At 71.4% G+C, this 17,727-nt stretch carries 17 protein-coding genes and 1 pseudogene; 3 read left to right on the top strand and 15 right to left on the bottom strand.

What is annotated here, in order from left to right:
- Positions 1-106 precede the first annotated feature (106 nt).
- From RL72_RS01375 to RL72_RS01365, 3 genes are all read right to left on the bottom strand, one after another.
- Positions 107-427 carry a cupin domain-containing protein gene (locus tag RL72_RS01375; protein ID WP_045249010.1) on the bottom strand — a complete coding sequence of 107 codons (321 nt, stop codon included), beginning with the start codon at positions 425-427 and terminating at the stop codon, positions 107-109.
- Positions 428-585: 158 nt separating this feature from the next.
- Positions 586-1,980 carry an NAD(P)/FAD-dependent oxidoreductase gene (locus RL72_RS01370; RefSeq protein WP_045249009.1) on the bottom strand — a complete coding sequence of 465 codons (1,395 nt, stop codon included), beginning with the start codon at positions 1,978-1,980 and terminating at the stop codon, positions 586-588.
- A 101-nt stretch (positions 1,981-2,081) separates the two neighbouring features.
- Positions 2,082-2,549 carry an Lrp/AsnC family transcriptional regulator gene (locus tag RL72_RS01365; RefSeq protein ID WP_045249008.1) on the bottom strand — a complete coding sequence of 156 codons (468 nt, stop codon included), beginning with the start codon at positions 2,547-2,549 and terminating at the stop codon, positions 2,082-2,084.
- A gap of 100 nt (positions 2,550-2,649) precedes the next feature.
- On the opposite strand from RL72_RS01365, the gene RL72_RS01360 reads away from it, so the two are divergent.
- Together RL72_RS01360 and RL72_RS01355 are read left to right on the top strand one after the other, a co-directional pair.
- Positions 2,650-4,083, top strand: coding sequence for a gamma-aminobutyraldehyde dehydrogenase (locus RL72_RS01360; protein ID WP_045249007.1), 1,434 nt, complete (start codon positions 2,650-2,652; stop codon positions 4,081-4,083).
- A 260-nt stretch (positions 4,084-4,343) separates the two neighbouring features.
- A complete protein-coding gene (locus RL72_RS01355) occupies positions 4,344-5,129 on the top strand; it encodes a dienelactone hydrolase family protein (protein WP_045249006.1) in 786 nt (261 codons plus the stop codon).
- A 52-nt stretch (positions 5,130-5,181) separates the two neighbouring features.
- On the opposite strand, the gene RL72_RS01350 is transcribed toward RL72_RS01355, so the two are convergent.
- The 12 genes from RL72_RS01350 to RL72_RS01295 form a co-directional block, all read right to left on the bottom strand.
- A complete protein-coding gene (locus RL72_RS01350; RefSeq protein ID WP_045249005.1) occupies positions 5,182-5,883 on the bottom strand; it encodes a type 1 glutamine amidotransferase domain-containing protein in 702 nt (233 codons plus the stop codon).
- 92 nt (positions 5,884-5,975) lie between these two features.
- A complete protein-coding gene (locus RL72_RS01345; RefSeq protein ID WP_045249012.1) occupies positions 5,976-6,845 on the bottom strand; it encodes a LysR family transcriptional regulator in 870 nt (289 codons plus the stop codon).
- A 112-nt stretch (positions 6,846-6,957) separates the two neighbouring features.
- Positions 6,958-7,875, bottom strand: a complete 918-nt coding sequence (locus tag RL72_RS01340) for an ABC transporter substrate-binding protein (protein ID WP_045249004.1) — start codon at positions 7,873-7,875, stop codon at positions 6,958-6,960.
- Between the two features lie 35 nt (positions 7,876-7,910).
- Positions 7,911-8,639: an ABC transporter permease gene (locus tag RL72_RS01335; RefSeq protein ID WP_045249003.1), complete on the bottom strand. Its 729-nt coding sequence runs from the start codon at positions 8,637-8,639 to the stop codon at positions 7,911-7,913.
- Positions 8,636-9,340 carry an ABC transporter permease gene (locus RL72_RS01330; protein WP_045249002.1) on the bottom strand — a complete coding sequence of 235 codons (705 nt, stop codon included), beginning with the start codon at positions 9,338-9,340 and terminating at the stop codon, positions 8,636-8,638. Before RL72_RS01330 ends, RL72_RS01335 begins: the two co-directional genes overlap by 4 nt.
- A 1-nt stretch (position 9,341) precedes the next feature.
- Complete coding sequence (locus RL72_RS01325) at positions 9,342-10,208, bottom strand: ABC transporter ATP-binding protein (RefSeq protein ID WP_045249001.1); 867 nt, start codon at positions 10,206-10,208, stop codon at positions 9,342-9,344.
- A 13-nt stretch (positions 10,209-10,221) separates the two neighbouring features.
- Positions 10,222-10,554, bottom strand: coding sequence for a DUF427 domain-containing protein (locus RL72_RS01320; protein ID WP_045249000.1), 333 nt, complete (start codon positions 10,552-10,554; stop codon positions 10,222-10,224).
- Between the two features lie 251 nt (positions 10,555-10,805).
- Positions 10,806-12,224: a dihydrolipoyl dehydrogenase family protein gene (locus tag RL72_RS01315; protein ID WP_045248999.1), complete on the bottom strand. Its 1,419-nt coding sequence runs from the start codon at positions 12,222-12,224 to the stop codon at positions 10,806-10,808.
- A 103-nt stretch (positions 12,225-12,327) separates the two neighbouring features.
- A complete protein-coding gene (locus RL72_RS01310; RefSeq protein ID WP_052674107.1) occupies positions 12,328-12,948 on the bottom strand; it encodes a hypothetical protein in 621 nt (206 codons plus the stop codon).
- A gap of 39 nt (positions 12,949-12,987) precedes the next feature.
- Positions 12,988-14,316: a hypothetical protein gene (locus RL72_RS01305; RefSeq protein WP_045248998.1), complete on the bottom strand. Its 1,329-nt coding sequence runs from the start codon at positions 14,314-14,316 to the stop codon at positions 12,988-12,990.
- Positions 14,317-14,417: 101 nt separating this feature from the next.
- Positions 14,418-15,578, bottom strand: coding sequence for a lactonase family protein (locus RL72_RS01300; protein ID WP_045248997.1), 1,161 nt, complete (start codon positions 15,576-15,578; stop codon positions 14,418-14,420).
- A 105-nt stretch (positions 15,579-15,683) separates the two neighbouring features.
- A complete protein-coding gene (locus tag RL72_RS01295; protein WP_045248996.1) occupies positions 15,684-16,970 on the bottom strand; it encodes an adenylosuccinate synthase in 1,287 nt (428 codons plus the stop codon).
- Between the two features lie 199 nt (positions 16,971-17,169).
- Here RL72_RS01295 and RL72_RS01290 point away from each other — a divergent pair.
- A pseudogene (locus RL72_RS01290) lies at positions 17,170-17,727 on the top strand (hypothetical protein); the annotation flags it as partial.

Raw genomic sequence — 17,727 nt, 5'->3', positions numbered from 1 at the left:
GCCCCCACCACTTCGCTCACTGGTCGCGGATTGCGGGTTTGGAGGCCCCGAAGCCGCAAACTGCGACCAGCGAACCGCGGGGGTGGCCCGGCCGAAGCCCCGGGACTCAGGCGATGTAGACCTTGCGCAGCGTCTCGGTCACGGTCCACGTCGTGCGCATGCCCTCGGCGAGACGGACGACGGATCCGGGGCCGATCTCGAGATCCGCGAGCGCCGGATCCTCGAACGCGATCGTCGCGCGTCCCGACAGCACCACGAAGAGCTCGTCGGCCTCGGTGTCGGTGGCGGTGCCGGGCGTCATCTCCCAGATGCCGACCTCGCGATCACCGGTGCCGTCGAGCACGGCGATCGCCGTCGTGGGAGCCCCGGCGACCACCTCGGCGGCAGGCAGCGGCTCGTGCGTGAGGACGAGGTCGGCGTCGGTCACCGACCGGCCCGCGGCGGGCAGGCGTGCTCCGGGCCCTTCGACAGGCTCAGGGACCGAAGGCAGGCGTGCCCCGGGCCCTTCGACAGGCTCAGGGACCGAAGGCAGGCGTGCTCCGGGCCCTTCGACAGGCTCAGGGACCGGAGCCGTCCCCGCGGCGGTCATGAGTCGAACCCCATGCCGACGGCGTCGAGCGAGCGCAGGAACAGGTTGCGCCTGCCCTCGTTGTGGTCGGCCTGGTTCATCGCAGCGCGCACGAGGTTCACGCCGATCGAGGCGGCGGGCTCGGGCGGGAACGGGATGGGTTTCGTGCGCACCATCTCCAGCCGGGTGCGCTCGGTGTCGAGGCCCGCGAGCTCGTCGAGCATCACGTCGGCCGCGAACCGGGTGGCGCCGACGCCGAGCCCCGTGAATCCGGTGGCGTAGGCGACACGGCCACCGCGGGCGGTGCCGAAGAACGCGCAGAAGCGGCTGCAGGAGTCGATCGCCCCCGCCCAGCGGTGGGTGAAGCGCAGCCCCTCGAGCTGCGGGAATGTCGTGAAGAAGTGCGAGGCGAGCTTGCGGTAGCTCTCCGGGCGCTCCTCGTACTCCTCGCGCACCTTGCCGCCGAAGTGGTAGACCGCGTCGTAGCCGCCGAACAGGATCCGATTGTCGGCGCTCAGGCGGTAGTAGTGGAACTGGTTCGCGCTGTCGGCGAGACCCTGCCGGTTCTTCCAGCCGATCGCGTCGTACTGCTCGGCCGAGAGCGGCTCGGTCATCAAGGCGTAGTCGTAGACCGGCACGGTCATGAGCCGGTTTCGCTTGAGCAGCGACGGGAACACGTTCGTGGCGAGCGCGACCTGGTCGGCGACGACGGATCCGGTCTCCGCCGTCACGGTCTGCACGCCGCGGCCGGAGAGCCCGGTCACCCTGGTGCGCTCGAAGATCTGCACGCCGAGCTCGGTCGCGACCCGGGCGAGCTCGAAGGCGAGCTTCGCCGGGTGCACCATCGCGCAGCCCTCGCGGTCCCAGGATCCGGCGAGGTAGGTCGGCGAGGCGACCTCCGCCTGCACCGCGGCCTGGTCGAGGAAGTCGTCGCCCTCCATCCACGGGACCTGGTGCGGCTCGACGGCGACCGACATCTGCCCCGTACGCTCCCAGTCCACGTCCATGCCGTAGCGCTGGACCGTCTCCTGGATCCCGTCGAGGTTCTCCAGACCGAGCCGCTCGAGCAGGTCCAGCTCGTCGGGCCAGCGGTTGCGGCCGTTCTCCTCGCCGTGGGTCAGGCTCGCCTCGCAGAATCCGCCGTTGCGACCGGATGCCGCCCAGCCGACGCGATTCGCCTCGAGCAGCACCACGCTGCGCTGCGGATCGCGCTCCTTGGCGCGGATCGCGGTCCACAGCCCGGCGTAGCCGCCGCCGACGATCGCGAGATCGGCGCGCACCTCCCCCGACAGGGTCGGGTAGGCGGTGCGCTCGATGTCGTCGAGCCAGAAGGCCGCGTGCACGGTGTTCTCGAGAGCGCGCTCGATGACCGAGGCGCTCGGCTGCCGTCGTTCGAAGACGGTCGTTCCCATGATGGTTCCTTGTCCGGGAGGTGGTGGTCGTTCGCCGGGCGCGCGCGAGCGCCCCGGCAGCCGCGATGCGGCCGGGTTCGAGAGGACGGGGGCTCAGCCGGTCAGCGGGTTCCCCAGTTGTAGAGGTCCTTGTGGAGCCCCGCGTAGAGGAAGCACTCGGTGTGCGAGACGCCCTCGATGGTGCGGATCTGCGTCGCGATCAGCTCGAGCAGATCCTCGTCGCTCTCGCAGATCGCCTCGGCCAGGATGTCGAACGAGCCGAGGGTCACGTTGACATATGCGATTTCCGGAATGTTCGCGATCGCTTCGGCCGCGACACGCGGATCACCGTCGACACGGATCCCCAGCATCGCCATGCGGGAGAATCCGAGTTGGCGCGGATCGGTCACGGCGACGATCTGCACCACGCCGCTGTCGGTGAGGCGCTGTACGCGCTGACGGACGGCGGCCTCGCTGAGACCGACCGCACGACCGATCTCGGCATAGGGTCGACGGCCGTCCTCCTGCAGCAGTTCGATGATCCGCTTGGAGACGTCGTCCAGCACCGGCACCTTCGGCTTATCGCTCATGTGACGATCTTGACACTCCCCGACGGGCTCTGCAACTGATTTCGCAGAATCGGATCCATTTTTCTTCCGATTTCGTTGATCCTGTCCTATCCTGATCAGCATGCAGAGCACCCTGTTGCAGAACTTCATCGGCGGACGCTCCGTCGCCGCCCACGGCGAGGGCCGCATGGACCTCATCGACCCGGTCACCGAGCAGGTGTACGGGCAGGCTCCGATCTCGGATCAGAGCGACATCGACGCGGCCTACGCCTCGGCGGCCGCCGCATTCCCCCTCTGGCGCGACACCACTCCGGCCCAGCGTCAGCTCGCGCTGTTCCGCATCGCCGACGCGATGGCCGCGCGCGCCGAGGAGTTCGCCGACCTGGAGTCGAAGGACACCGGAAAGCCCCGCGCGAACCTGGTCGCGGACGAGATCGACCAGTCCGTCGACCAGCTGCGCTTCTTCGCCGGCGCCGCCCGCAGCCTCGAGGGCAGGGCCGCCGGGGAGTACATGGCCGGCCACACCTCCTATGTGCGCCGCGAGCCGATCGGCGTGATCGGCCAGGTCACGCCCTGGAACTACCCGCTCAACATGGCCGTGTGGAAGATCGCCCCTGCGCTGGCGGCCGGCAACACGGTGGTGCTGAAGCCTGCGGAGTCCACCCCGCTCACGACGCTGCTGCTCGCCGAGATCGTCGCCGAGCACACCCCCGCGGGCACGCTCAACGTGGTGCTCGGCGACCGCAGCACGGGTGCGGCCCTCGTCGCGCACAAGACGCCGCAGATGGTCGCGATCACCGGCTCCGTGCGGGCGGGCATGGCGGTCGCGGAGTCCGCGGCCGCCGACGTGAAGCGCGTGCACCTGGAGCTCGGCGGCAAGGCGCCGGCGATCGTCTTCCCCGACGCATCGATCGCCAAGGCCGCCGAGGGCATCGTCACCGGCGCGTTCTTCAACGCCGGTCAGGACTGCACCGCGGCGACCCGCGTGATCGTGCACGCGTCGGTGCACGACGCGCTGGTGAAGGCGCTCGTCGAGCGCGTACGCACGCACGCCCGCACCGGCGCGCCCCACGAGGAGGGCGTGTTCTTCGGACCGCTCTCCAGCGCCGCGCAGCTCGCGCAGGTGCAGGGCTTCGTGGACCGGCTGCCCGCGCACGCCGTCATCGAGACCGGCGGCAGGCGCCAGGGCGACGTCGGCTACTTCTTCGAGCCCACCGTCGTGTCGGGCATGCGCCAGGACGACGAGGCGGTGCAGAACGAGATCTTCGGACCCGTGCTCACCGTGCAGACGTTCGAGGACGACGACGAGGCGCTCGCCTTCGCGAACGATGTGCCCTACGCCCTTGCGGCCTCGGTCTGGACGACGGACCACGCCCGATCGCTGCGCTTCTCCCGTGACCTGGACTTCGGCTGCGTGTGGATCAACACCCACATCCCGTTCGTCTCCGACATGCCGCACGGCGGGTTCAAGCACTCCGGCTACGGCAAGGACCTCTCCCAGTACGGCTTCGACGACTACACCCGCATCAAGCACGTGATGAGCGCGCTGGACTGAGGACGCCCGGACGCACGGTCCACGGCGGCCACAGTGCACGAAAGATGGATAACGTCGCTCCCCGCGTCGTCGGAGCGGCGTTATCCATCCCGCGGGGACAGGATCCGGTCCGTCGTGCTACTGTCGCCTACGCCGTGTGGCCGCAGACAGAGGAGGTGATACCCATGAACGAATCGACGTGGGTGCTCCTCAGCGAGGTCACGGTCGGGCGATAGGTCGTCCGGGAGCGCCGTACAGACGCACTCCCGAAAGGCACGACCATGAACATCACCCCTGAACTCCGCTTCACCGCCGAAAGGCGCCTCGTCTCCGAGCAGCCGCACGGCAGCGTCGTCGAGCGCGACTTCACCCTCGACGGGATCGACGGCATCCTGTGGTTGCCCGAATCGGCATCCGCCGAACATCCGGTCCCGCTGATCCTGCTCGGCTATCCGAGCGGGCCCGGGCTCGCCCGGATCCGTCCGCGCCTCGAAGGCCGCGCGCGCTCGTCCGCCGAGCTCGGCTTCGCCTCCGTCACGCTCGAGATGCCCGGCAACGGCGCCCGTCCCGCGCTTCCCGAGCTCGAAGGCGCCCGCGCCGACCTGATGCGGGCGCTCGACGCCGGCGAACGCCCGGACGAGGACGTCATCGACCGGCTGGTGCTCCCGCTCGTCGAGAAGACCGTTCCCGAATGGCAGGCGGCGCTCGATGCCTGCCTGGCTCTCCCCGAGATCGCCGGCCCCGTCGCCTACTCCGGCGGCGTGCTGGCGATCGGCATCCGGCTGGCCGCGATCGAACCGCGCATCGTCGCCGCCGGGCTGTTCGCCGGCAGTTATGTGCCGCTGCGGATGTTCGACGAGGCCCGCCGCGTCACGATCCCGCTGCACGTGCTGCTGCAGTGGGACGACGAGGGCAACGACCGGCAGAGGGCGCTCGACGTGTTCGACGCCTTCGGCTCCGCCGAGAAGACCCTGCAGGCGAACCTCGGCGGGCACACGGGCGTTCCCGCCCACGCCGGGGAGGATGCGGGACGGTTCTTCGCCCGGCATCTCGCGCCGAAGCGCTGAACATGCAGGACGGCCCCGGAACGATCCCGGGGCCGTCCTCTGCGCAGGCGCCTCAGCCCGCCAGCACCTCCAGGAGCGCCTGGGCGAGCGCGTGGCTGGACTGCGGGTTCTGGCCGCTGATGAGATTGCGGTCCCGCACGACGTGCGACGTCCAGGCGTCCGCGTCCTGCACGGCCGCACCCCGTTCGCGCAGCGTCGCCGCGACGAACCACGGCGTGTTCGCGCCGAGACCGCCCGTGCGTTCCTCCTCATCGGTGAACGCGGTGAGCGTGCGTCCCGCGAAGACGAAGCGGCCGTCCGTATCGGTGGCGCTCAGCAGGCCCGCGGGCCCGTGGCAGAACGGCGCGATCGGCAGGGATGCCGCATCCGCGGTGGCGAGGATGCGGTCCAGATCCTCGTCGAAGGCGAGGTCCGCCATCGGACCGTGACCGCCCGGCAGGACGACGGCCGCGTACTCCGCGACCGACACGTCCTCCAGGGCGATCGGGTGGTCGAGTTCGGAGCGGATCGCGGCGAGGTATGCGCGATACTCCTCCGTGCGGTCGGCGTCGCCGACCACCTCGGGGTTCAACGAGCCGGGGTCGACCGGCGGCACCCGTCCGCCCGGAGTGGCGATGGCGACGTCATGGCCGGCGCGGGTCAGCTCCCGGTGGGCGACGACGAGCTCCTCCGCCCAGAATCCGGTGGGATGGGCGGTGCCGTCCGCGAGGGTCAGGGAATCGGCCGCGGTGACGACCATGAGGATCTTCGACATGTGGGTCCTTTCGACCTGTCCATGCTCCTCCGCCGGCAGGCCTCGCCTCCATCGGAGAATCGAGAGCAGCCATCGGAATGCTCCGGATCCTGTCAGGAGATGATCCGCCGCAGCGCGATCGCCGTGGCCCTGATCCCCGGGAACCGCTCGGCATCGCCGCTGCGCGTGGCCAGGTAGAGCGTGTTCAGCGGCGGGATCTCCGGGTCGGCGAGCGCGATCAGCGCGCCGGAGCGCAGATCGTCCGCGACGACGTACGCCGGCAGCACCGACATCCCGACACCCGCCCGCACCGCGTCCCGGATCCCCCGAAGGTCGGGGATGACGGCCGCGACCCGCAGGCCGGTGGGCGGACGGCCGAAGACGCTGCGCCAGTACCGCCGCACGATGGGCAGGTTCTCCGCGTATGCCACGACAGGGACCTGCTCCGGATCCCGGCCGCCCCACACCGGTGCGGCGACGAGCGCGAACTCCTCGTCGTAGAACGGCACCGCGGTGATCCCCTCGCGATGAGGCGGCACGGCGCTGACCACGACGTCGAGGGCTCCGCCGACGAGCGCGTCCAGCAGCTCCTGCGCCAGCCCGAAGGTGAGGCGGATCGGCGCGTCCGCCTCCTCGATCAGCTCCGCGATCCGCGGCACGACCATGATCGACAGGATCTCCGCCGCGCCGCCGACGTGCACGGAGCGCGCGGCGTCGGCGGAGCGGTCCGGCAGCAGCACGGCGTCCTCGAGCGCATCGACATGCGCCGCCACGCGACGTACCAGTTCGAGACCCTTCGCCGTCGTCGTCACCCCGCCGCGGCCACGCTCGAAGACCGGGAAGCCCACGGCCGTCTCCACCGCCTGCACGTGCGCGGACACGGTCGCCTGCGACAGGCCCAGCAGCTGCGCGGCGCGCGTGAGCGATCCGGTCCGATGCACGGTGACGAACGTGCGCAGGTGGTCCAGGCTGGGTGCACTCACGTCCGCCACTGTACGCGGACGCGACGTCGCGGCCGGGCAGCTCCGGCCTCGCGCTGAACGCAGAGGACGGCCTCGGGATCGCTCCCGAGGCCGTCCTCTGCGTTGCGTCGCGTCAGCTCAGGCCCTGCTCCTTGAGCCACGCCTTGGCGATGTCGGCCGGCTGCTTCTTGTCGGCCGTGCTCTGCACGTTGAGCTTGACCAGCTCCTCGGTCGAGAGCTTCGCGCTCACGGCGTTGATCGCCTTCGACACCTTGTCGGCGACGTTCGCGCTCACGATCGGCACGACGTTCGACGGAAGGATGAGGTTCTTCGGGTCCTTCAGCGCGACGAGGTCGCCGCTCGCGAACGCCGGGTCGGCCGAGTAGATGTCGGCGACCTGCACGGTGCCTGCCTTCAGCGCCTCGAGCGTGGTCTGGCCGGTGGCCGAGAACGCCAGGTCGACGCCGTAGAGGCTCTTCGCCGCGGCGGGGCCGTAGGGGCGCTTCTCGAACTCGGGAGCGGCGCCGACGGTGACGGGGGCGGGCACCTTCGAGAGGTCGGCGATCGACTCGAGCTTGTACTTGTCGGCGTTCGCCTTGGTCACCGTGTAGGTGTCCTGGTCGGCGGCCTTGGCGTAGTCGAGCACGGCGAGACCCGACGGCAGCGCCTTCTTGAGCGCGGCGTAGACGTCGTCGGGGCTGTTCGTGTCGGCCTTGCCGCCCAGGTACTCCAGCAGGTTGCCGGTGTACTCGGGGAACAGGTTGATCGCGCCCGACTTCACGTCGGGCATGTAGGCGTCGCGCTGGCCGATGTTGAACTTCCGGTCGACCTTCACGCCGTCCTTCTCGAGGGCCTGCGCGTAGATCTCGGCGATGATCTCGTTCGAGTAGTAGGCCTGGGATCCGATCACGACCGTGTCGGAGGAGCCGGATCCGCTGGACGCGGTGGGCTTGTCGAGCGGGTTGCTGGAGCTGCACGCGCTGAGCGCGAGCGCTGTGGCGACCACGGCCACGGCCGTGGTCGCGATGCGGGTGATGCGGGCGGTGAACATGGAGTGCCTCTCTTCGGTGGGGGAGTCGGTGCAGGTCAGGTGCGGGCCGCGCGCAGCGCGCCCCGGGCGGAGGGTTCGTCTTCGGAGCGGCCTCCGGCGGCACGCACGCCGGCCGGGACGGCGGCGCGCTGCGCGATCGCGAACAGGAGGTCGGCGATCAGGGCGAGCGCCGCGACGAGCAGCGCCCCGGCCAGCACCTGATCGAAGCGGCCGAGGGGGATGCCCTGGATGATCGGGTAGCCGAGGCCGCCGAGGTTCACCCAGGCCGCGATCGTCACGGTCGCGATCACCTGCAGCGTCGCCGCACGCAGGCCCCCGACCAGCAGGGGCAGACCGAGCCGGAACTCGACCTTCCAGAACACCTGCCACGGCGTCATCCCCATCGCCTTCGCGGCGTCGATCACCCGGGGCTCGATCGCCTCGATGCCGGTGTACGCGCCGGCGAGGAGCGAAGGGATCGCGAGCAGCACGAGCGTCACCAGCGCGGCCGCCGGCACCTGCAGCACGCCGAACAGCAGCACGAGCAGGATCAGCAGGCCGAAGGAGGGGATCGCGCGTGCGGCGCCCGAGATCGCGACGGCGACCTCGCGTCCGCGACCCGTGTGCCCGATGAGCCAGCCGGCCGGCACGGCGATCAGGCTGGCGACGAGCACCGAGACGACGGTGTAGAGCAGGTGCTGGCCGAGCAGCACGGGCAGCGCGTAGGACCCGGCCCACTGCTCGGGATCGAGCAGCCACCGGATCGCGTCGGCGAAGAGGTTCATGCGGCGCCTCCCGTCACGACGGCGGGCCCTTCGAGAGCCTCAGGGGCCGCGCTGCGCGTGCGTCGCCGGCCGCGACGCTGCCACGGCATCACCAGACGGCCGAGCACGACGAGCAGGGCGTCGACCACGAGCGCGAGCAGGATCACGGCGATGACGCCCGCGAACACCTCCTCGATCAGGCGGCGGTCGAGCCCGTTCGTGAAGAGGTAGCCGAGGTTCTGCACGCCGACCAGGATTCCGACCGTGGCGAGGGCGATCGTCGAGACGGCGGCGACGCGCACCCCCGCGAGGATCACCGGGCCCGCGAGCGGCAGATCGACGGTCCAGAAGCGGCGGCCGGATCCGTAGCCCATCGCGATCGCGGCGCGGCGCACGTCGGCGTCGACCGAGTCGAGCCCGTCGGCGACCGCGCGGACCAGGATCGCCACGTTGTAGATGGTCAGCGCCACGACGAGGTTGGTGGGGCTGATCGCGGAGTAGCCCAGCAGCGCCGGCAGCAGGATCAGCAGCGCCAGGGAGGGGATCGTGTAGAGCAGGCCGGTGAGCACGATCACAGGACCGCGCACCAGACGGTACCGCCAGGCGATCCACCCCAGCGGCACGGAGACGACGACCCCGAGCACGAGAGCGATCAGGCTCTGCTGCAGATGCACGGCGGCCAGGCTCACGATGAGCCCGAGGTTGTCGATGATCCAGGTCATGTCAGCCGACCTCGTCCGCCGTCCGCGGCGGGTGCGTATCGAGGAGATCGGCGGGCGACTGCACGAGAGTGCCCTGCGCGCGCCCGTCGGCGTCGACCACCACGGTGCCGTGCGGAGTCTCCCGCAGGTGCAGCGCCCGGCGACCGCGGTCGGCGCCGATGAACGCGGCGACGAAGTCGTCCGCGGGTGCGGAGAGGATCTCGTCCGGAGTGCCCTGCTGCACGATGCGGGCGCTCTTGCCGAGGATCACGATGCGGTCGCCGAGGAGCAGCGCCTCGTCGATGTCGTGCGTGACGAACACGACGGTCTTGCCGAGCTCGCGCTGCAGGCGCAGCAGCTCCTGCTGCAGCTCGGTGCGCACGATCGGGTCGACGGCGCCGAACGGCTCGTCCATCAGCAGGATGTTGGGATCCGCGGCGAGTCCGCGGGCCACGCCCACGCGCTGCTGCTGTCCGCCGGAGAGCTGGCTCGGATTTCGTTCGGCGAGCGCCTGGTCGAGACCGACCGTGTCGAGCAGCTCGCGTGCGCGGACGTGCGCCTCGCGCCGGGAGACGCCGTTGAGGCGCAGCACCGTGGCCACGTTGTCGATCACGCTGAAGTGGGGGAGCAGACCGGAGTTCTGCATGACGTAGCCGATGCGGCGACGCAGGGCGACGGGGTCGCCGTCGAGCACGCTCTCCCCGTCGATCTCGACCACGCCCGAGCTGGGCTCGACCATCCGGTTGATCATGCGCAGCAGGGTGGTCTTGCCGGATCCCGACGAGCCGACCAGCACGGTCGTCTGCCGGGCCGGGATCACCAGGCTGAAGTCGTCGACCGCGCGGGTGCCGTCCGGGAACGTCTTCGTGACGGAGCGGAATTCGATCATGTGCGTCGGCCCCTCAGGGGAGGGACCCCTCCTGGGGCACGTCGCCCGCGCGGACCTCGACCTTGCGGTCGAACGCGACGTAGCCCGAGAAATCGACGCCGACGCGCTCGATGGCCGTCGGATAGGGATGCGGATAGGCCCAGGCCAGATCCTTGTGGACCTGCTCGTCCACCCGGAGCGAGTAGTACTGGCACTCGCCCTTCCACGGGCACGTGTACGGCGTGGGGCTCTCCTGCAAGACGCCTTCGGTGACGGCCGTGGGCGGGAAGTAGCGGTTGCCCTCGATCACCACGACGTCCGAGTCGTCCGCATTCGCGACGACTCGTCCTTCGAATACTGCTTGCATGCTCGTCCCTCCTCGGGAATCGATGCGACACGTGCTTCTCGGCGTTCGGCGCCGGGGCGCCCTTCCGACAGTAGGCCACGCCTCCGACATCCATGAAGCGCCCCCACCACATCGGGAAACAGACCGACATCCGCCGGGATTCCCCCTCGGCCGAACCCGTTGTCGTTTCGAAGCGCGCACATGGCCCGGTTCGGACCTGGATCCGAGCCATCTGCGCACTGCGGAACGCGGCGGCGGGGGCGGCGGGGGACTCAGGCGGACTGTCGGCCGTAGGCCTCCAGCAGACGCAGCCACACCTCGCTCATGGTCGGGTACGAGGGCACCGCGTGCCAGAGCCGGGCCAACGGCACCTCGCCGGCGATCGCGATGGTGGCGGCGTGGATGAGCTCGGCGACATCGGGACCGACGAACGTCACGCCGAGCAGCACCTGCCGGTCCTCGTCGACGACCATGCGCGCCCGTCCGCGGTAGCCGTCGGCGTGCAGCGACGCCCCGGCGACCGAGGAGAACTCGACGTCGACGGCGCGGACGCGGTGTCCGGCCTCGCGCGCGGCCGCCTCGGTCACTCCGGCCGCGGCCACCTCCGGCTCCGAGAACACCACCTGCGGCACGGCGGCGTGATCGGCGGTGGCGACGTGCCGGCCCCAGCGCTCGTCGTCGACGCCCTCGCCCTTCGCCCGCGCGACGATCACGTCGCCCGCGGCACGCGCCTGGTACTTGCCCTGGTGCGTGAGCAGCACACGGCCGTTGACGTCGCCGACCGCGTACAGCCAGTCGACGCCCGGCACGCGCAGCGTGTCGTCGGTGCGGATCCATCGACCCGCCGGGAGCCCGGCCGTCTCCAGTCCGATGTCGCCGGAGCGGGGGGTGCGCCCGGTGGCGACGAGGATCTCCGCGGCGCGCACGTCTCCGCCGTCGGTCGTGACCGTGACCCCGTCGGCGTCGCGGGCGACGCTCTTCGTCGCGACACCCGTGCGCACATCCACGCCGAGCCCGCGCAGCCCCTCCGCCACGAGATCGGCCGCGAAGGGCTCGACCGAGCCGAGCAGTCCGCTGCGGGCGAGCACGGTGACCGTCGCACCGAGCGCGGCATAGGCGGTGGCCATCTCGACGGCCACCACTCCGCCGCCGATCACGACAAGCGACTCGGGGATCTCCTCGGCGCTCGTCGCCTCGCGGCTCGTCCAGGGGTTCGCCTCGTGGAGTCCGGGGATCGGCGGGATCGCGGCGTCGGATCCGGTGCTGATCGCGACCGCCTGCCGGGCGGTGAGCGTGCGCACGCTGCCGTCGGGCAGTGTCACGGCGACCTTCCGCTCGCCGCTCAGCCGCCCGTGGCCGCGGACGAGATCGATGCCGGCCGATTCGAGCCAGGCGACCTGCCCGTCGTCCTGCCAGTGGCTCGTGAAGGAGTCGCGACGGTCCAGCACCGCGCGCACGTCCAGATCGCCAGTGACCGCTTCGGCGGCGCCGCCCACGTGCTGGGCCGCGCGCAGCGCCTGCGGCGAGCGCAGCAGCGCCTTCGACGGCATGCACGCCCAGTAGGAGCATTCGCCGCCGACGAGCTCGCCCTCCACGATCACGGCCGTGAGCCCGCCCTGAACGGCGCGGTCGGCCACGTTCTCCCCGACCGGTCCTCCGCCCAGCACGATCACGTCGTATTCGTCGGTCATGGGTTCCGCCTCTCGTTCGGGAGTCGTCGCGGTCCAGCGCTGCACACGACCTCATCCACCCTCGCAGAACAGGAGACGGCCCGCGGGGATTCCTGGGGAATCGTCAGACCGCGTCCTCGACGGGCGCCGAGGTCACCACCGACGGGTCCTGCACCTCGACGACCAGCGGATCCTCGGAGCCCGCCTCGCGAATCCGCCAGACCCGCACCTTCGCACCCACGCCGGGCACCTGGGTCTGCAGGAGCATCCGGGACCGGGCGGTCGGGCGCTCCCAGATCGCGGAAGACATTCCCGCCGAGGTCGTGACGGACAGCTCGAAGCGGTCGACGCCGCCGTCCTCGATCGTCGACACCGTGCGCGTGACGACCGTGCCGTCGAACCGGTCGATCCGGCCGGACGCCCCGCGCCAGCGCGCGAGCGCGCGCACCCGCAACGCGCTCTGGGCCAGCGCCCCGGCGAAGACGAACCACAGCACCAGCACCAGCGCGACGATGAACACGGTGAACAGCACCGAGAACCAGACGCCGGGGGTCGGCGTGGTCCAGATCGGGATCAGCGTTCCCGCCCCGACGACGGTCGCGAGCAGGAGCAGCACCACGAAGGCCGCACGGGCACCCGGCCGCATGGCGCCGCGGATCGGCAGCTCGGCGGGCGGGACCGGATCCGGCCAGCGCTCGAGCAGCACGACGACCTGGCCGACGGACGCCGAGGGCGAAGGGGTCATAGCGCGAGTCTAGGTCGCCGGGCGCCTCGTCGCCGAGACTCAGCGGCAGCCCGCCGCCTTCTGCACGAGCGAGTCCGGCGGCGATCCGTACGCCTGCGTGCCGTTGCCGTCATCGGTGAACCCCATGCTGATGGCCCATGCCGTCGCCCACGCCTCCGCCGCCGGCGAATCCGTGTTGTCGACCATCGTCCGGCATTTGGTCGCGATCGCGTGCCCGGCCTCGTGCGCCACCAGCGCCTCGCTGGAATCGCCCGGCCAATCCTCGGCGATCGAGTTCGACAGCCGGATCGTCGCGTACTCGCCCGATTGGATCGGCGTGAGCGTCTCGCCGGAGAGGTAGCCGTTGTCGCCGCCGAGGTCGTTCACCCGATCCGCCCACTCGAAGTCGAGCAGCACTCCCGGGACGAGGGATCGCGCGAAGTCCTCGATCTGTTGCCGCGCATCCTGCAGCGGACCCGCCTCCGCCGCGAGCGTCGCGGTGTGCCCGTCGCGCACCTTCTGCGCCGTCGCCGCGTAGCCGACGAAGGCCTCCGCGATCGGCTCGTCGAAGGAGCTGGCGGCCGCGAGTCTGGCGGCCCCCTCACGCAACGACAGGACTCCTTCGTTCGGGGAGGGCCTGTTGTCGTTCTCGATCTGGCCGGCGAGTCCCGCCGCGGCCTTGATCACGTCGGACCCGGTCTTGTCGATCGCCTCCGTCGCGGATCGGAGTTCGTCGGAGGAGCGGCCGAGCGCAGAGGTCAGCGTGCGCACGCTCCGCGCCTCGGCGTCGAGGTTCGCGGAGTCGGCGTACAGCTCCCAGAACCAGGAGGGCTTCGTGCCGGGCGCGGAGAGCTTCGTGCCGGTCAGCGACACGGCCGCGGCAGACGCCTTCTGCGCCCGGTCCCTCTGGGTGGTGAGTTCCGCCCGCTGGGCGTCCCCGACCATCGTCGGATCGGACACCCCCAGCAGGTGCTCTGCCGCTCGGGCGGCCTCGTCATCGACGACGCGCGTGCGCACGTTGCGCGACTCCTCGTCGTCGTGCTTCGACAGCGCGGCGGTCAGGTGCGTGCGGGCGTCGTCGTAGCCGAGGTTCGCGGTGAGCTGCAGCGCCGCGCCGATGCCGGCGAGCAGCAGCACCCCGGCGATCGGCAGAGTCCAGGCCAGGACGGCGCGGCGACGCCGTCGCGGGAGCGGCGACGGAGCACGATCCGGATCGGCGGAGACGAGCAGGCCGGCGAGGTCGTGACCGCCGCCCGGCACGGGCTCGACGGACGACGCGACCTCAGAGGCGCCGGGCAGAGCAGTTACGGTGCCGTCGGGTCCGGCGGCCGGAACGATGCCGGGAGGATCCGCCGGGGCTTCCGAAGGAGTCGACCGGTCGTCGTTCATGGAGCCCCCCTGGATCCGCACCGTGGCGCCGGACGCGGAGTGCGCCGGTCCTGTTGCGTTCAGGATAGGGCCTGAGCCGGCTGCCGCCGTGTCCGCCCGGCTCAGCGGACGGGCAGCAGGTGCGTCGGCGCGGGCGCGGGGGTGCGGTGACGGATCCGGCCCGGCGCGCCGGTGCGGTCGTCGAGGTCGAGCACCGTGATCTCGTCGGAGCGCTGACCCGCGACGAGCAGCGCACCGTCGTGCACGAGGTGATGGCGGGGCCAGTCGACGCCCGCGTCGGCGAGCGCGAGCGGTTCGACCCGCTCGCCGGATCCGCGCACGCGCAGCGCGGCGACCGTGTTGCTGCCGCGCACTCCGGCGTACAGGGTCTCGCCGTCCTTGGAGCGGCTCAGCTCCGCGGGGTAGTCGTGCCCGGGCGTCGCGATCGCCGAGACGGGGGTGCCGGCGACGAGGCCCCAGCGTCCCTCGCGGTCGGCGGCCAGCGTGAACAGCTCGCAGGAGTACTCCGTGACCACGTGCAGGTGCCCGCTCGGGTGCACGACCATGTGGCGCGGACCGGATCCGCGCGGCAGCACCACTTCATGGTCGAGCGTCAGTCCGGTGGGCGCGGGGCGCCAGATCCGCACGAGGTCGTAGCCGAGGTCGGTCGTCGCGATCCGGCCGTCGGGAAGGAACGCCGCGGCGTGCGCGTGCGAGACCCGGGGGTCTCCGTCCTTCGACGGGCTCAGGGACCGGTCGAGGCGGTTCGGGTCGGAGGCGTAGGGGTCGACCGCGGCCGTCGGATCCGCCCGGTGCTCGGACTCGTCGCCGCCCTCGCGCTCCTCGGCGCCGCGGTCGCCGAACAGGGCCTCGCGCAGTTCCGCCGCCTTGTCGCGGGCGTCGGGCTGCAGCGCGCCGTCGGAGCCGAGCCCGATCCGCACCACGCGGCCGTCGCCGTAACAGCTGGCGACGAGGAAGCGACCGTCGGGGGATACGGCGAGGTGGCACACGTACTGCCCCGCGGCGACCGGGCGGCCGAGCGGGCGCAGCGCGCGCTCGCCCGTCCGTGCGAACGCGGCGACCTCGCCGGCGCCCTCGAGCGCCGCGTAGACGACGTCGAGCGTCGGATGCTGCGCGAGCCACGACGGGGACGGGGCCGGGGCGACCGCGCCGCGGTAGCCGAGCGTCGTCGGCCCCTGTCCGTCGGCGACCGCGAGCAGCCCGATCCCGTCTGCCGGCCCCTCCATGTCGGCGCCGTATCCGCCGACCCAGAATCGCGTCATCGCTCGCCCCAGATCCGTCTGTTTGCGTCAAACCGTGGTGTCAGGCCCCCAAAACCCACCGTTTGACGCAAACAGACGGAGGGGAGGAGGAGGGAGGGAGGGGGGTCAGTCGACCAGGTCGTGGCGCACGATCACCTGGTCGCGCTCCGGGCCGACGCCGATCACCGAGATGCGGGTGCCGCTCATCTTCTCCAGGGCGAGAACGTAGTTCTGCGCGTTGACCGGGAGCTCCTCGAACGTGCGCGCCGTGGAGATGTCCTCCTGCCAGCCCGGGTGGTACTCCAGGATCGGCTTCGCGTGGTGGAAGTCGCTCTGGTTCACCGGCACGTCGTCGAAGCGCACGCCGTCGACGTCGTAGGCGACGCACACCGGGATCTGCTCGAGACCGCCGAGGATGTCGAGCTTGGTGAGCACGAGGTCGGTGATGCCGTTCACGCGCGTCGCGTAGCGGGTGATGGGCGCGTCGTACCAGCCGACCCGGCGCGGGCGGCCGGTCGTGGTGCCGAACTCGAAGCCGCGCGCGCGCAGCCAGTCGCCCTGCTCGTCGAACAGCTCGGTGGGGAACGGACCGGATCCGACCCGCGTCGTGTACGCCTTGACGATGCCGACGATGCGGTCGAGCCGGCCGGGGCCGACACCGGATCCGGTCGAGGCGCCGCCGGCGGTCGCGGAGGACGAGGTCACGAACGGGTAGGTGCCGTGGTCGACGTCGAGCATGGTGGCCTGGCCGCCCTCGAACACGACGACCTCGCCGCGCTGCAGCGCGTCGTCGAGCAGGTGGCCGGTGTCGGCGACCATCGGGCGCAGACGCTCGGCGTAGGAGAGCAGATCCGTCATGATCTCGTCCACGGTGATGGAACGCCGGTTGAAGACCTTCACCAGCAGGTGGTTCTTCTGATCGAGCGCCCCCTCGACCTTCTGGCGCAGGATGTTCTCGTCGAACAGATCCTGCACCCGGATCCCGACGCGGTTGATCTTGTCGGCATAAGCGGGCCCGATGCCGCGCCCGGTGGTGCCGATCATGCGCTTGCCGAGAAAGCGCTCCGTCACCTTGTCGAGCGTGCGGTGGTACTGCGTGATGATGTGCGCATTGGCGCTGACCTTGAGGCGGGACGTGTCGATGCCGCGGGATCCGAGGGCCTCGAGCTCGTGGAACAGCACCTCGAGGTCGATCACGACGCCGTTGCCGATCACCGGGGTGACCCCGGGCGAGAGGATTCCCGACGGCAGCAGGTGCAGGGCGTACTTCTCGTCGCCGACCACGACCGTGTGGCCGGCGTTGTTGCCGCCGTTGAACTTGACAACCCAGTCGGTGCGCTCGCCGAGCAGGTCGGTGGCCTTGCCCTTGCCCTCGTCGCCCCACTGGACGCCGACGATCACGATTCCTGGCATGGGTGCATCCCCCTTGGGTGCGGCCGGTGGCCGCCGTGCTTTTCGCCGGGATTGCACCGGCGGATGAGCTGGCCCGATCGGGCGGGCCCAGTCTATCGGAGGGCGCAGACCGGCTGCGGGACCGGGCGCGCGCTGAGGCGGGACGCCCGGTAACGTGAAGGAAGCGGGGACGGCGCAGTGCCCCGACGGAGACCTTCACATGACCGAGCCGACCGCCCAGCCCTCCCCCGGCGCCTCCGCGTCGCCGGCGGCGACCACGCGCCGCGAGGCGCGCCTGCTCCGCGAGGCGCCCGCGGGCGCGACTCTGCGCGGCCCGCAGGTCGCCGCTCCTCTGGTGGTCGCTCCGGCATCCGCCCCCGCCGCCTCCGGGTCGCCACTCGCGAAGCCCCTGGCGCTGCCTGTCGCTACGCCGATCGAGCCGGTCGCCGCAGCGGCGCCCGCGTCTCGGCGCAGGACGGTGCTTCTGAGGGGCGGCGCCGTCGTGCTGCTGTGCCTCGGACTGGGCACGGCCGGTCTCTGGCTTCTGCGCGCACCGGACGACGCCCCGGCGCACGGGCAGGACATCTCCGCCGCCGCGGATCCGGATCCGCGCTCGGAACGGCCCTTCGAGGGCGCTGGCTCCCCCGCGCCGTCCGGCCCGGGGAGCACGACGGCACCTCCCGCGACCAGCGCGCCGCCCGTCGAGGCGGTCGCGGCGCCCGCGCCGGCAGCCGACGCTCCCGCCGCGGACGACGGCTCCGGCGCCACCCCGCCGCAG

It is taken from the genome of Microbacterium azadirachtae (assembly GCF_000956545.1).
Lineage (GTDB): Bacteria > Actinomycetota > Actinomycetes > Actinomycetales > Microbacteriaceae > Microbacterium > Microbacterium azadirachtae.
The sequence above is the reverse complement of the archived record's forward strand: the minus strand, read 5'-3'. Positions and strand labels throughout refer to the sequence as shown.

What these genes read in the sequence shown, in the direction of transcription:
- RL72_RS01370 (WP_045249009.1), bottom strand. Translation starts at nt 1,980, where the DNA reads ATGGGAACGACCGTCTTCGAACGACGGCAGCCGAGCGCCTCGGTCATC.
- RL72_RS01365 (WP_045249008.1), bottom strand. Translation starts at nt 2,549, where the DNA reads ATGAGCGATAAGCCGAAGGTGCCGGTGCTGGACGACGTCTCCAAGCGG.
- RL72_RS01360 (WP_045249007.1), top strand. Translation starts at nt 2,650, where the DNA reads ATGCAGAGCACCCTGTTGCAGAACTTCATCGGCGGACGCTCCGTCGCC.
- RL72_RS01355 (WP_045249006.1), top strand. Translation starts at nt 4,344, where the DNA reads ATGAACATCACCCCTGAACTCCGCTTCACCGCCGAAAGGCGCCTCGTC.
- RL72_RS01350 (WP_045249005.1), bottom strand. Translation starts at nt 5,883, where the DNA reads ATGTCGAAGATCCTCATGGTCGTCACCGCGGCCGATTCCCTGACCCTC.
- RL72_RS01340 (WP_045249004.1), bottom strand. Translation starts at nt 7,875, where the DNA reads ATGTTCACCGCCCGCATCACCCGCATCGCGACCACGGCCGTGGCCGTG.
- RL72_RS01335 (WP_045249003.1), bottom strand. Translation starts at nt 8,639, where the DNA reads ATGAACCTCTTCGCCGACGCGATCCGGTGGCTGCTCGATCCCGAGCAG.
- RL72_RS01330 (WP_045249002.1), bottom strand. Translation starts at nt 9,340, where the DNA reads ATGACCTGGATCATCGACAACCTCGGGCTCATCGTGAGCCTGGCCGCC.
- RL72_RS01325 (WP_045249001.1), bottom strand. Translation starts at nt 10,208, where the DNA reads ATGATCGAATTCCGCTCCGTCACGAAGACGTTCCCGGACGGCACCCGC.
- RL72_RS01320 (WP_045249000.1), bottom strand. Translation starts at nt 10,554, where the DNA reads ATGCAAGCAGTATTCGAAGGACGAGTCGTCGCGAATGCGGACGACTCG.
- RL72_RS01315 (WP_045248999.1), bottom strand. Translation starts at nt 12,224, where the DNA reads ATGACCGACGAATACGACGTGATCGTGCTGGGCGGAGGACCGGTCGGG.
- RL72_RS01310 (WP_052674107.1), bottom strand. Translation starts at nt 12,948, where the DNA reads ATGACCCCTTCGCCCTCGGCGTCCGTCGGCCAGGTCGTCGTGCTGCTC.
- RL72_RS01305 (WP_045248998.1), bottom strand. Translation starts at nt 14,316, where the DNA reads ATGAACGACGACCGGTCGACTCCTTCGGAAGCCCCGGCGGATCCTCCC.
- RL72_RS01300 (WP_045248997.1), bottom strand. Translation starts at nt 15,578, where the DNA reads ATGACGCGATTCTGGGTCGGCGGATACGGCGCCGACATGGAGGGGCCG.
- RL72_RS01295 (WP_045248996.1), bottom strand. Translation starts at nt 16,970, where the DNA reads ATGCCAGGAATCGTGATCGTCGGCGTCCAGTGGGGCGACGAGGGCAAG.